At 69.4% G+C, this 14,206-nt stretch carries 7 protein-coding genes; 5 read left to right on the top strand and 2 right to left on the bottom strand.

Going from position 1 to position 14,206, the window contains the following annotated elements; genetic code table 11:
• Window positions 1–25: 25 nt before the first annotated feature.
• Both IPK71_13315 and IPK71_13310 read left to right on the top strand, forming a co-directional pair.
• Complete coding sequence (locus IPK71_13315) at window positions 26–955, top strand: ArsA family ATPase (GenBank protein MBK8214712.1); 930 nt, start codon at window positions 26–28, stop codon at window positions 953–955.
• Between the two features lie 135 nt (window positions 956–1,090).
• Window positions 1,091–3,163: a hypothetical protein gene (locus tag IPK71_13310; protein MBK8214711.1), complete on the top strand. Its 2,073-nt coding sequence runs from the start codon at window positions 1,091–1,093 to the stop codon at window positions 3,161–3,163.
• Between the two features lie 3 nt (window positions 3,164–3,166).
• Here IPK71_13310 and IPK71_13305 read toward each other — a convergent pair whose 3' ends face one another.
• Window positions 3,167–6,322 carry a hypothetical protein gene (locus tag IPK71_13305; protein ID MBK8214710.1) on the bottom strand — a complete coding sequence of 1,052 codons (3,156 nt, stop codon included), beginning with the start codon at window positions 6,320–6,322 and terminating at the stop codon, window positions 3,167–3,169.
• 252 nt (window positions 6,323–6,574) lie between these two features.
• Here IPK71_13305 and IPK71_13300 point away from each other — a divergent pair, with 252 nt between their 5' ends.
• The 3 genes from IPK71_13300 (at window position 6,575) to IPK71_13290 (ending at window position 11,997) form a co-directional block, all read left to right on the top strand.
• On the top strand, window positions 6,575–8,740 hold the full coding sequence (locus tag IPK71_13300; protein MBK8214709.1) for a sulfatase-like hydrolase/transferase: 2,166 nt from the start codon (window positions 6,575–6,577) through the stop codon (window positions 8,738–8,740).
• A gap of 1,048 nt (window positions 8,741–9,788) precedes the next feature.
• Window positions 9,789–10,928, top strand: coding sequence for a PilT/PilU family type 4a pilus ATPase (locus IPK71_13295; protein MBK8214708.1), 1,140 nt, complete (start codon window positions 9,789–9,791; stop codon window positions 10,926–10,928).
• Window positions 10,929–10,932: 4 nt separating this feature from the next.
• On the top strand, window positions 10,933–11,997 hold the full coding sequence (locus IPK71_13290) for a type IV pilus twitching motility protein PilT (GenBank protein ID MBK8214707.1): 1,065 nt from the start codon (window positions 10,933–10,935) through the stop codon (window positions 11,995–11,997).
• A gap of 33 nt (window positions 11,998–12,030) precedes the next feature.
• Here the strand turns inward: IPK71_13290 and IPK71_13285 are convergent, their stop codons facing one another.
• The gene (locus tag IPK71_13285) at window positions 12,031–14,169 is read right to left on the bottom strand and encodes a hypothetical protein (GenBank protein MBK8214706.1); all 2,139 of its coding nucleotides are present in this window, start codon (window positions 14,167–14,169) and stop codon (window positions 12,031–12,033) included.
• Window positions 14,170–14,206 lie beyond the last annotated feature (37 nt).

The raw sequence follows: 14,206 nt of genomic DNA, 5'->3' as shown, positions 1-14,206 counted from the left end.
GAAGTTGGTACGAAGGACCTAGCGCATGTCGGGCCTCGAAACACGGCGATTTCTCATCGTGACCGGAAAAGGCGGCGTCGGGAAGACGACCGTGTGCGCGGCCGAGGCCCTCGCGATCGCCCACAAGGGCAAGCGCGTGCTCGTGGCCATGTGCAACGCCAAGGAGCGCCTATCCGCCATGTTCGGATCCGACCTCATCGGGTCCGAGCCCATGAACGTGGCGCCCAACGTGTGGGCCGTCAACATGACGCCCGAGACCGCCATGGAGGAGTACGGGATGATGACCCTGAACTCCAAGGCGCTCTACGCGCTCCTCTTCGACAACAAATACGTTCGTTCGTTCTTCGCCGCCGTGCCCGGCATGCACGAGTGGGCCATGCTCGGCAAAGCCTGGTGGCACACCACCGAGAAGCGCGACGACGGGAGCCCCAAATACGACGTCGTCATCCTCGACGCGCCGGCCACCGGCCACGGCCTCGACATGCTCCGCGTGCCCAAGGTCATCCTCGACGTCGCGCCGCCCGGCATCCTCCGCCGCGACGCCGAGAAGGCCTGGGTGCTCTTCCAAGACGCAAAGACCTGCGCCGTCGTGCTCGTGACGCTCCCCGAGGCCATGCCCACCCAAGAGACGATCGAGCTCGCGGCGGCCATCCAGAGCGAGCTCAAGCTCCCCATCGGCAAGGTGGTCGTCAACTGCGTGCTGCCTCCCCTCTTCTCCCGCGAAGAGCGCGCCGCGCTCGAGGGCACCGGCATGGGCCCCGGCGCCACCCCCACCACGCCGGACGAGGCCGCCATCCAGATCGGCGCCATGCGGTCGGCGCGTGAGCGTGTCCAGGCCGAGTGCCTCGCGCGGCTCTCGGCCGAGCTCCCTGTGAGCCCCTCGTTCCTCCCGCAGCTCTTCGAGGACGCCGCGAGGCCCGAGGCCATCGCACGCCTCGCACGCCGCGTGGGGTAGCACGCCTCGCCCCTCCGAGGTTTGCCGCCGAGGCATACCGGGCCCCGTTCGAGGCCTCCGCGTTTGACGCCGACGCTCCGTTCCCTCAAAAGAGTCGGTGTGACGCCCCCCGTGCACGAAAAGAGCGCGCCCCCCGTGAGAGCACGCGCCCTCGCCGCGCTGGCGGTCGCCGCCGCGAGCCTCTCGGTGGGCTGTTTTCCGAGCACGTTCAACGTGCGCGCGGACAAGGCGTTCGCCAACGAGCCGCCCGTCGCGGACGTGGTGCGCGACCGCGCGGCCGACATCGAGAAGCTCCGCGCCTCGTGGGTCGAGCTCCTCACGAAGACGCCCTACGCCCCGGGCGACGCATGGATCGAGTCGATCGGCATGGCGGGAGAGGTCGCCGAGCGCGCGCGCCGTGAAGCGCAGGCGAGCCCCACCTACGTCGACGGCGAGCACGAGATCCCGGTCGCTACGCTCTACCGCCTCCACCTCGACAAGGTCCGTGTCGGCGCGAAAAACCCGCGCAAATTCGAGCCGACGCACCCCTCCGTGCTCGACGCGCTCGCCTCCCTCTTGCCCGAGAAGGCGGACATCTCCGCAGCGTTCGTGGCGTACGAGGCTTCTCTCGCGGCGGTGGCCGAGCGCCGCACGAACCTCGCACGCACCCTCGCCGATCTTCGTGCGCGCAAGGTGCGCATGCCGCCCGAGGTGCCGGCCGAGCCCCCGGAGCTCGTCTCCGCGCGCGCCGAGCTCGCCCGCGCCGAGGCCGCACGCGCCACCGCCGCGGGAGCGCTCGGGGCCGTGTTCGAGGGGCTCGCCCGCGCCGACCTCTCGGACCCCGTTCGCGACCGCATCGCCCGCGACGGCCTCGCCGTGCTCTCGGTCGCTCTGCGTTCGACGCTCGAGTCGCTCGCCATCGTGTCGGTCGTGGTCAAGCAGTCGGCCCAGGCCGTCGAGAGCGCCCAGCGCGACCTCTTCTCGACGAACCGCGGCGGCGAGGCGCGTGAGCTCGGGCTCGAGGAGATCCCGGCGCGCATGGCGTTCGTCGAGCTCCGCGGCACGGGCGACGAGGCCTGGCTCGAGCGCGCGAACGAGGCCCTCGGCGCCTCTCTGCGCGTCTCCCAAGGCAAAACACCGGGCTTTCTCTACCGCGAGAGCCTCGTCGATCAGGTCGCCAGCATCAAGTGGGACTCGTTCCGCGGCCACGCCAAGCTCGACGGCGAGATCGTCTTCTACAACCAGCTCGGCGCCGGCGGAATCAGTGGAGATTACACGGGTCGCACCCGCAGGCTCGCCTACGACGTGAGCCCCGTCGCCATGGTGGGCGGGCGCGTCCAGCTCGCCTACGACTGGATCCACGTGAAGAACGCGGCGACCCTCGGCGGCGCCTTCACCACGGACCGCCTCTTCGGCGCCGGCGGCGACATCCAGACCTCCGGCTCTTTGGGCGAGCGCCTCGGCCTCTCGGGCTTCGCGAGCGAAGTGGTCGACATCGGCGCGGGCCTCTTGGGCGTGCGAACACGCTACAAGAACGCGACGTTCACGAGCGGCGAGGTCACCGAGGTCGCCGTCGACCCGGTCACGGGCGCCGACCGCGGCCAAGTGGGCAAGGCACGGCTCCAGCTCGCGTACACCCAGCTCGACATCGCCTACGACGTCGCGTTCCTCCTCCCCCCCGAGACCATCGGCCGTTATTGGATCGAGGAGGTGATCGTGGGCTTTCGGTACATGAATTACCGAATGCCGCGCATCGTCTACGAGCTCCGCGACGTGAACCCCCCGGGCTCCGAGGGCCAAAACTTCCGCTTCGATCGCGAGAGCCTCGCGCAGAAGATCACCACCGAGAGCTACATGGGCGGCGGCACGTTCCGCTTCGGCCAGGGCGAGGCGCGGCGCGTCTCCCTCTTCGGCGACGTGGGCATCTACGGCGGCGCCGGCCCCCTCGCGTACACCTTCGCCAACGGGAACGTCGAGAAGCCTACGGCCCTCGTGCTGAACGGCTCGCTCGGCCTCGGCGCGCGCATCAGGCTCACCACGCCGCGCTCTCGGTTCCGCGTGCTCGTGGAGGCGCAGTACCACGGCGAAGGCATCTACCAGACCGTGCTCAGCGAGATCCGCGCCACCGAGACCGTCGACGGCACCACCTACCAAGTGGGCAAAAAGGTCGACTTCGGCGCGTTCGATCTCTTCCACGGCCCGAGGCTCCAGCTCGTCGGCGTCTTCTGACGCTCACCTCGTCCTTGCCATTCGCTCCCACTCGGCGGGGAGCCCGATATCCAAGAATACGGGATACGCATAATCGGGATACGCCGCCACGATCGTGGCCTTGGCCCGGTCCACGGCAGCGTCGTCGCGGGGGAGCTTCGGCCCTTCCGAGGCGACGGCTCGCTCGACGGCGCGCAGGTAGTCGTGCTGCTTCGCGAGGAGCTCGGGGCCGCCCGTCGTGCCGCGGCCCGGGTGCACGTACCGCGGCCGCAGGGACGCGATCTCGTCGAGGCGCGCGTGCCACTCCGGCGTCTCGCCGATCTCGAGCCACGCGTGCGCGCGGTTCGCCACGAGATCCCCGACGAAGGCGTGCCCCTCCCACTCCACGACAAGGTGCGCTTCGCTGCATCCTGCACCCATCTCGTGGAGCTTCAACGTGAGCCCCGCGGCCCGAAGCTCCTTCGTGCCCTCGGGCAAGATCTCGGGCCTCGGCGCCTCCTTCGGGTAGTCCGGGGCGTACCTGTCGTAGAAGGCACGGAGCCGCTTCTCGTGCACCTCGGGGATGAGCCGCGCGACCGCCGCCGACGTGACGACCCGCGCGCCGTGCCGTTGGAACGTGGCCGTCCCGTTGAATTTGTCGGGGTTCGCGTGGAGCACGATCGCGAGCTCGACCTTCTTGTGGGTGCGTGCCTCGGCGATCGCGATCATGCGCTCGGCCTCGCTCGGCAAGAACTGGGTGTCGATGGCGACGAGCCCCGTCGGGCCCTCGAGGAAGTAGCTCTGGGTCGAGAAGCCCCAGGGGATCGAGGTGATCTCCGTAACCGCCGCGCGCGCCCGGGTCGGCGACGACGGCCGCGGCGAGCACCCGACGAACACGAGCGAGACGAGGAGCACGAGGAGCACGAGAGCGCGGCGTGAAGGCATACCCTCACCATGGCCCGCCGCGACGTGACCGAAAAGGCCCTGACGTGCCATGGATCGATCCGATTCGGCCACGCACTCCCCACGAAACACGAAGGGCCGGCGCGCCCTCGTGACGAGGCGGGCCGGCCCGTTCGGGTGGGGGCGTGTTACTTCTTGAAGAAGATGCGCGTCTGGCGCGGCGGGAATCGTGACCGTCGGCCCGTTCGCCGTAGTGCCCGTGACGAGCTCGTCGAGCGCACCGCCCGGGAGGCCGCTCACGGTCTTGTCCGCGTCGGAGCGGTTGATGGCGACGTAGACCGTGTCGCCCGCCGTCGTACGCGAGTAGACCCACGTGTCGGCGTCGGCCGAGATCGTCGAGCGCACGCCGCGGCGCGTGGCCGGGTGCTTCGCGCGGATGTCGAGCAGCTTCTTCGTGCGATCCCGGAGCCACGTCTGGTTCGCGTCGAGGCCCGTCCACTGCATGAAGCGGCGGTTGTCGGGGTCACCCGCGCCGGGGAGGCCGATCTCGTCTCCGTAGTAGAGGAGCGGCGCGCCGCGGTTCGTGAAGATCACGGCGAACGCGTTCGCGATGCGCTCGAACGCCTCGCGCTCCTGCGGGATCGTGGGCTGGTTCTGCCACGCGCGGTCCTTGCCGTCGGCGCCCTGATCGTCCCCCCAGAGGCGGTTATTGGCCGCGAGGTGGATGATGCGCGGCAAGTCATGGTTGCCGATGAAGGTGCTCATGATGGCGTTTCCGCCGTAGTAGTAGTCGTTCCCGTTCATGAACGCAGCGAGGTCGCTCATGCCCTGGTAACGGCGCATGACCACCGCCTCGAGGATGTTCTTTCGGAGCGGGAAGTCGAACTGCCCATCGAGCTTGGTGTTCGGGTCGATGTACTGCTTCAGCACGTCGCGATTGCCGAAGTCGTACGTCTCCCCCACCATGTAGAAGCGCTGGGGCGGCGTCTGCTTCGAGGTGATCTCGGTCTTTATCTGGGCCCTCAGCTGCGTGAGCCACGAGATGTCGACGTGTTTGATGGCGTCGGCGCGGAAGCCGTCGATCCCCGTCTGTTTCGCCCACTCCACGGCGTTCGTGACCGAGTAGTTTCGCGCCTCGGCGTTCGTGTAGTTCCAGTGCGGGAGGTAGTCGGTGAACCAGCAGCGCTCGCGATCGGGGAGCGTGTCCCACGAGCAGCCCTGCCCGCAGAGGCAGTTGCCGCCGCGCCCGTTGTCGTTCGGCCAGAACCACTGCGGACGCTGCTGGAAGATGCCGCTGTCCGAGTGCACGTGCACCATCGCGTAGTCGTAGAGGATCTTGATGCCCTTGGCGTGCGCCGCGGCGACGAGATCCTTGAGCTCCTGCATCGTGCCGAAACACGTCTCGGGCGAGAGGTTACCCGGGTTCGTCGGGTCGTCGATCTGGGGCCAGTACCCGTGGAACCCCGAGTAGTTGCGCGTATCACCGCCCACGCCGCGGCCGAATTTGTTCGTGTTGTTGAGCGGCACCGTGAGCCAGAGCGTGTTCACGCCGAGGTCGGTGAAGTAGCCCGCTTCGATCTTCTGCTTGATGCCGGCCCAGTCGCCGCCTTGGTAGTTGGCGATAGGCCCGCTCACGCCCGCGACGTTGCAGTTGTTCGCCGCGTTGCCGTCGAAGAAGCGGTCGACGAACGTGAAGTAAATGACCGAGTCGCGCCAGTCGAACACACCAGGGGCCACGGCGCCGGGCTCTTCGCACGAGAAGGGCTCGCACGTCTTTCCGGCGAACGTGTTGTTCGTGTTCTGGTTCGCGTCGGTGACGAACGGCTGCGCGGGGTCGTGTTTCCACTCGGCGCCGTTGACGAAGAACTTGAACTGGACGGGCTTGCCGAACGGGACCTTGACGTTCGCCTCCCACTTGGCGCCGTTCTTGACCATCGGCACGCCGGCCTGCCACGTGTCGGGGCCGCCGAAGTCGCCACGCACCTCGACGGACGTCTCGTTGCCGGCCGGGTACGTGAACGTGTGGGGGCACGCCTTGAAATCGTCGGGGCACACGGGCGGCCCGCCGTTGTTGCCGCCCGAGCCGTACCCGTCGCCGCCGGTGTTCGGGTTCGGGTTGAAGATCGCCGCGTCGGGGGGCGACCCGAAGTCTTTGTTGTTGGCGACCTCGTCACCGCAACCGGCGAGCCCCGTGGAGGCCACGTAGCCGGCACCGAGGGTGAGCGAGAGGGCGATGGCGCGACGAAGAGAGGCGTGCAGCATGAGAGGGCTCGTGGGGTTCGGGGCGGGCTTGAGCATGAACGCGGGCGCGAGCTTGTCAACTCAGGATAGAGTGACGCAGCAGGTTCTAGCCCAGGTCGAAGCGATCCACGAGGAACCTTTGGACCGAAATCGGGCGCGGCTCCACAACGCGTCGCGTTACGTTGCCGAGCTCGAGCGCGAAAACGCGCAGGAAGCGTGGCTTGCGGAGGCCCCGCGGTCGCGCGTATTCACCCACGCCGCGTGACACCTCGACCGCACCCCACGACGAGCGAGCCGCCCTCCTCTGCGGTGGCCCGTCCTCGCGCGCCCACGATGGGCCTCGTCGCGCGGGGGTTTCTGCTCGCGGCGATCGCGGTCATGCCTGCGCGCTGGGTGATCGCCTCGACCCAAGGGAGGTCCCCACGCACCTTCGCGCTCTTCTTCGCAGGAGGCCTCGTCTCGGACCTGGCGGTGGTGGGGCCGATCGTCGCGGTCGGGCTCCTCTTCTTCGCGTTCGCGGGCCCCGCATCGAGGCCTTTGGGGCCCACGTGGCGCTCGCGAGCCGCGGCGGCGCTCCTCGGCGCGGGGCTCGTCACGCTCTCGCTCGCGCACGACTCGGCCGCCCTCTTTCGCACCCAACGCGGGGTCTTCCCGGGCCCGCTCGACGTACGCGACGGCCTCGCGGCGCCGGAGCTCTTCTTCGCCGAGCTGCCCGAGATCGTGCTCGGCCGCTTCTTCGTGCCGAACCTCGCCGCGCTCGCGCTCGCCGCCCTCGTGCTGCATCAGGCGCGCACCCCCGCGACAGCGGTCCTGGCGCGGGGACGAGGTCGCTTCATGGCGGGCGCGCTCGGAGCGCTCGGCCTCACCACGGGAGCGCTCGGCTTCGTCTCGCACGAGGCCACCGCGTTCTGCGTGTCGCTCCACAACGGAGGTGCGCTCACCTCGCCTGCCGCGGCCTTCTTCGGTGGGCTCTCGGTGGCGTCACGGGTCTCGCCCGCCCCGGGAGACATTCGCAGGCTCGTCGCCGCCGCGAGCCCCCCCGGAGGCGACGTCGCGAAGGGCGCGGCGCACTTCGGCTTCCCACGCACGGCGCCCGAGGCCTTGCTCGCCGCCGAGGCCCACGCCGACTGCGAGCACCACCCGCTCGCCCGCTCGCTCGACGACGACACCGTGCCCCTCGTACGCGAAGCTCGCGCCCTCTCACGCGCGCTCTTCGCCGGGCGCGACGAGCTCCCGATCGTGCACCAGGTCTCGCTCGAGAGCTTCCGGGGAGACGACATCACCGCCCTGGAGCCCATGGCGCCCCCCGAGATCGCGCCGTTCATGAACCGAGCGTACGGCGGCGCCCCGGAAGCCGTCGCGTTCCGCCTCGCGCACCAGAGCGGCATGCGTACGGCCCACGCCCTCGCGGCGGCCACGTGCGGTGTCGGCGCCCTCCCCTACAACCTCGCCTTCGGACGCGACCTCGGGAACGTGCCTTTTCGTTGCCTCCCCGACGTGCTCCACGACGCGGGCTTCGACACCCGCATCGTCTACGGCCACGAGCTCGCGTTCGACGACATGGGGACCTTCCTCGCCTTCCACGGCATGAAGGCCCACGAGCGCGACGATTTCCCCAAGACCGCGCCGCGCGGCGTCTGGGGAGGTGTGAGCGACACGCCCGTCTACGAGGCCGCGTACGCCGCCGCGCGCGGGGACACACGTGCACACTACACGTTCACGCTCACCCTCTCGCATCACACGCCGTACACGGAGCCGGCCGATCTCGGCGAGGCCGATCGCCGCGCCGTCGACGAGGTGTGCGCGCGGCTCGGTCTCCACGGCGAGAACTGCGCGCGCCTCCGCACCCTCCGCTACGCCGATGGCGCCCTCGCGCGCTTCGTCGACACGCTCGAGCGCTCGAGCGACGCGTCCCGCACGATCGTCGTGTTCGCGGCCGATCACACGACGCACCAATGGGTGCCGTGGACGGGGAGCGAGACCGCGTACGGGATCACCCGGATCCCGATCGTCTTCTGGGTCCCGAAGGCCCTGCGAGCCCGTGCCCACGACCCCGGCGCGGTCGACGAGGCCCTCCGTAGGCTCGGAGAGCTCGCCCGAACGACGCCGATCTCGAACACCGATCTCCCGACGCTCGTGCTCGCGCTGCTCTCCGAGGCTCGGGGTCTCCGCGAGCTCCCCCAGAAGGCGCGCTTCCACACGCTCGGTGGTCAGGCCACGAGCCCCGACTTCGCCTCTCCCTTGTCTTCCGACGGCCGCGCGTTCGGTGTCGACGCCCACGCCCACGTCTTCGACGTCTCCCCCTCGGGTGAGGTCCGCGCCTCCGCGACGACGTTCGACACCTTGCGCACACGAGACGACCTCACCCGACCTCCGCCCGAGGCCGCCTCGATGCTCGCGTTCCTCGGCCAGTTTCTGCGCGGATACGCGGCGCAATGCCCCCGCGCCCCCACCGGCGCCGGGCGAGCTCCCTAAGTCATGAACTAGAACAGTTCGGGCATTCGCTCGAATTCGGAAGCACGTTCGTTCCCCCATTCGGAGGAAAGCCTCGTACGCTTCATCGTTGGAGGAGAGGGACGCGATGAAGATCTCGGCGTACCTCGCCCATCTGTCGCAACCGAACGTGACCGAGCTCGTGCTGACGAGCGGAGAGCGTCCGATGGCGGTGGTGGGCGACGACGCGATACCGTTCGGGCACGAGAGCCTCACCGAGGATGGGCTCGTCTCGGCGTTGTTCGCGCTCGGGGGTGGGAAGTACACGAGCGACCTCGACGCGCGCGCCGCGTCGTGGACGGCGCGCGCCGAGCCCGTAGGGACGCTCTCGATCTCGGCCAAAAAGTCGGCCGGAAAGCTCGAGGTGCGCCTCTCGCTCCTGCGAAAGGACAAGAAACCCGAGGCCACCCCGACCTCGAGCGTCCGTGACGCACGCCCGCCCGAGAGCCCGCCACGCGAGCGCGCGCCTCAAGCGGCCCCGCCGAAGACCGTCCCGAAAGAGCCGGGCTCCGAGCCACGCATGTTCGGGAAGGTCGTCGCGGGAGCGAAGATCGAGCACCGCGAAGAGGCTCGCCCCGCCCGACGCGACCCTCGCTTCGAGTCCGACGGGCCTCCTCCGCCCAAGGTCGACGCCTCGAACATCGACGTGCGCCTGCCTCCGCCGGCGGCCCCCAAGGTCGGCGCGACGCACGAGCCGGCCATGCCCCGCTCGGCCGCCACACCGAGCTCACGCGAAGAGCCTCGGAAAGAGCCCTCCTTCATCGGCAAAGAGCCGACCAAGGAACCCTCCTTCATCGGCAAAGAGCCGACCAAGGAACCCTCCTTCATCGGCAAAGAGCCGACCAAGGAACCCTCCTTCATCGGCAAAGAGCCGACCAAGGAACCCTCCTTCATCGGCAAGGAGCCGACCAAGGAGCCCTCCTTCATCGGCAAAGAGCCGACCAAGGAGCCTTCGTTCCTCCGCGAGGCGGCCAAAGAGGCGCCGACGAGGCCCTACACGTCGGTTCCCGGCGAGGCCACCCTCACGAGCATGTCGGGCATCCCTCGCCCGCCCGAGCTCGACACGCTCCTCCGCGCCGCGGTCGAGGCCAACGCGTCCGACCTGCACCTCGTCGCCGGGCGACCGCCGCTCTTCCGCGTGGCCTTCGAGCTTTGCCCACGTGGCGAGGCGCTCCCCGAGACCCTCGTGGAGAAGATGATGATCTCCATCGTGCCCGCGCGGCTCCGCGGCACCCTCGAGACCGACGGCTCCGCCGACTTCGCGCTCGAAGGCCCCGAAGGCGCGCGCTTCCGGGTCAACGTCGCGAGCCAACGAACAGGCTTCAAAATAGCCCTCCGCGTGATCCCGCGCGAGGTGCCGACCCTCGCCGCGCTCGGCCTCCCCGAGGGCGTCGCCCAAGCCACGCACCACCACCAAGGGCTCATCGTGGTGACCGGGCCCACCGGCCACGGCAAGACGACGACGCTCGCCGCGATCGTCGACCGGCTGAACAGCGAGCGCTCGCACCACATCATCACGGTCGAAGATCCGGTCGAGCACGTGCACCCGCGCAAGAAGGCCATGATGAGCCAGCGCGAGGTCGGGGTGACCACCAAGTCGTTCCTCACGGCACTCAAGGGCTCGCTCCGCGAAGATCCCGACGTCATCGTCGTGGGCGAGCTCCGCGACGTCGAGACGGTGCGCATGGCGGTCTCGGCCGGCGAGACCGGCCACCTCGTGCTCGGCACCATGAACACGCCCAACGCCGCCAAGGCCATCGAGCGCCTCATCGATCTGTTCCCGCCGGGCGATCAAGCGCAGATCCGCATGACCCTCGCAGGAGCGCTGCGCCTCGTGGTCGGCCAGAGGCTCGTGCCCTCGCCCGACAAAAAGAGGCTCCACGCGGCCATCGAGCTCTTGCCCGGGTCGACCTCGCTCTCGGCCCTCATCCGGGACAACCGCACGTTCCAGATCCCGAGCCTCCAACAGCGTGGCAAGGGCCTCGGCATCGTGCGGCTCGACGAATCTCTCGCGGCGCTCGTCCGCGAGAAGAAGGTCACCATGGACGACGCGAAGGCCGTGGCCGAGGCGCCCGGCGAGCTCGAGGCGCTCGTCGCGAACCGCGGCGACAAACCCGCCGAGAAGAAGCCCGAGGGCCTGCTCGAGAGCCTCTTCGGGAGAAAGGGGTAAGGCCATGCCGTCGATCGATTTGCTCTTCGACGAGCTGCTCGCCAAGGGCGCGAGCGATCTCCACCTCGGCATCGGGTACCCGCCCATGCTCCGGGTGCGAGGCGAGCTCGTGCCCGCCCGCTCCGACGAGGTGACCCGCGCCGAGATGGAGGCGCTCCTCTTCGGCATCACGACGCCCATGCAGGAGAAGCGCATCCGCGAGGAGCTCGACCTCGACTTCGCCTACCAGTACGAGAAAAAGGCTCGATTTCGCGCCAACTACTTCACGAAGCGCTCGGGCCTCGCGGCCGTCTTCCGCATCATCCCGCAGCGCATCCAGACGCTCGACGACCTCGGCGCGCCCGAGGTGCTCCGCAAGCTCGCCGAGCGCCAGAGCGGCCTCGTGCTCGTCACCGGCCCCACGGGCTCGGGCAAGTCGACCACGCTCGCCGCGATGATCGACCACATCAACCGCACGCGGGCCTGCCACATCCTCACCATCGAGGACCCGGTCGAGTTCGTGCACGATCCTCAGAAGGCGCACGTCACGCACCGCGAGGTCGGCATCCACGCGTCGAGCTTCACGGCCGCCATGCGCAGCGCAGGCCGAGAGAACCCCGACGTGGTGCTCGTGGGCGAGCTCCGCACGAACGAGACGATGAAGCTCGCCCTCCAGCTCGCGAGCTTCGGCATCCTCATCTTCGCGACGGTGCACACGAACAGCGCGCCCGCCACGATCGAGCGCATCGTCAACGCGTTCCCGTCCGAAGAGCAGCCTCAGATCCGTGGCATGCTCGCCGAGAGCATGGCCGGCATCGTGGGCCAGCAGCTCCTCCGCACGGCCGACGGAAAGGGCCGCGTCGCCGCGCACGAGATCCTCGTAGGCTCGCCGGCCGTCGCCTCCATGATCCGCGAGGCCAAGACCACGCAGCTCCCGAGCGTCATGCAGTCGGGCCAATCGCAAGGCATGCAGACCATCGAGATGTGCCTCGAGCGCCTGCTCGCGAAGAAGATCATCACCCCCGAGGTCGCCCTCGAGAAGGCGAACGACAAAGACTCGTTCGCCAAAATTCTCGATAAGTATCGATAGGTTACAGAAGCATCTCGACTGGGATGCGCGGGCTCACGGGGGTGGGCAGTCGTCGTCGTCGTTCGTGAGGATGCGCACCGAGTACGGCGCGAGGTCCATCGTCTTCACCTCGGGCCCGAAGGTCACGCTGCCGGCGTCGACGAGGTCGCGGTAGGTCCCCGCGGGCACGTTCACGAGCGTGAGATCGAGGGGACCCAAGGGCTTGCGCGCGAGGATCACGACGGCGCGCTTTCCGCCCTCGAGCTCCCGCGTGAAGACGAGGCGCTCGGCGTCGGCGTACTTCGACGTGTACGTCCCGCGGCGCAGGGCGCGCGAGCACCCGCGGACCTTTCCGAGCTTCGCGACGAACGAGCGCAGCTCCCGCTGTTCGGCCGAGAGCGTCTCCTCTCGCGGCATCACGCGCCGGCAGTCCGGATCGCTCTTCCCCGGCAGCGCGACCTCGTCGCCGTAGTAGACGACCGGCATCCCCGGGAGCGTCATCACCGCCGCGAGACCGAGCCGCTGTTTGTCGAAGACGGGCTTCGTATAGGCATCCTTCGCAGGCTCCCACGTGTCGCCACCCGCCGTGCCCGCCGACACCGAAGAGAACCGCGAGACGTCGTGGTTCCCGATCATGACCCCCATGACGGCGCCCGAGCCTCCCCACGCCTTCTCGCTCTCGATCATCGAGGCGTCGATGGCCGAGAGCCCCGTGCGCTCTTCGGCGATGCTCTCGCGGAGCGTCCACATGAGCGGAAAGTGGAACGTGCCGTCGAGCCCGAAGGGGCCGAGGTCGCGCCGCAGCAAGTTGTAGGCCCCTGGCCCCGTGAAGTTCTCGCCGATGACGAGCATCGGGTTCCCGGGGTGGGCGTACTTGCGACGTGTAGCCGCGGCGATCCTTCGTGTAGCCGCGCGCGGGGTCATGGGCACGGCGTCGATGCGGAAGCCGTCCGCGTCGAACCTGTCGAGCCAGTACACGGTGTCGCGTGTGGCCGTGCGCGCGAGCTCGGGGTTCGCCCAGTCGAGGTCGGGCAGGTAGGGCGCGAACCAGCACGTGTCGATCTTGGTGGCCCAGTCGCAGTCACGCTGGCCGCACACACACGAGGCCGACCCTTGCGTGAAGCCGGGCACCTTCGCGTACGGGTGCGTCTCGTGCACGTGGTTCGGCACGACGTCGAACAAGACGCGTATGCCGCGCGCGTGGGCCGTACGCACGAGCTCGTCGAGGGCCGCTTCGCCCCCGATGCGCGCGTCGACGCCCCGGGGATCGGTGGGCCAATACTGATGGTAGCTCGAGTACGAGCGGCCATCGTTGCCCGAGAATTTCCCCTCGGGGTTCGTGTAGACGGGAGATATCCAGATCGCGTTCGCGCCGAGCCCGGCGATGGTCCCGTCCTCGATCGCGCGCGTCACGCCACGGAGGGTGCCCCCGGCGCGATCCGAGGGCGTCGCCGGGGGTGCGAGCGGGCCCGCGTCCCCCCGGAACCTGTCGACCACCACCTGGTAGAGCACCGTGTCGCGTGCGTCGAACGGGCGCCCCTCGACCCACGCCGTGGCGAGCGCGGGCTCGGCCTCGGCGCCGTCGCGGGACCGCGCGCGCAGCGTGAGCACCGTCTTGCCACGAGGAAGCCCTTCGAGTGGAAACCGGATGCGCCCGGACGTCGCGTTCGCCACTTCACCGCGCACGACGCGCCCGTCCCGGGTCACCGCCTCGGCCGTCGCCGGGTCGAGCTCGGCGCCGCCCTTCGCCGCGAGGAACGTCGCCTCGATGGCCCCCGAGCCTCGGCTGTCGACCTTCACTCCGTCGACGCGGAACGCAGGCACACCGCAGCTCGGCACCTCGACGAGCGTGACCTCGCGGCCCCCCTCGAACGCGGTGGTCGCCACGTTGCGGTCCGTGAGGGCCACACCATCTTCGACGATGAGGTACCGCTGCTCGCCCGGAGGCAGCTCCAACGTGAGCGCGCGCCACTCGTCCGACGCACGATCGAGCTCGACCCCGGGACGTTGGAAGCCGTTGAAATCACCGATGATTTCGACACGCGCCGCGCGGCTCGCGGGCTTGTGCCACACCGTGACCGCGCACGAGCGCTCCTCGGGCCGGACCTCGCTCACGGCGCACCCCGACGCCGAGCCCGCGAGCAGGCTCGCGAGCCCGAAGGCACCCACGACCACGCTCGCAACGCGCCCCATCGCCGAGGAACGCGCGAGCCGAGGCCGCGGATCGCCG

It is taken from the genome of Myxococcales bacterium, from assembly GCA_016712525.1.
Lineage (GTDB): Bacteria > Myxococcota_A > Polyangia > Polyangiales > Polyangiaceae > JAAFHV01.
Note: the sequence above shows the minus strand (reverse complement) of the source record. Positions and strands in the feature narration are given on the sequence as shown.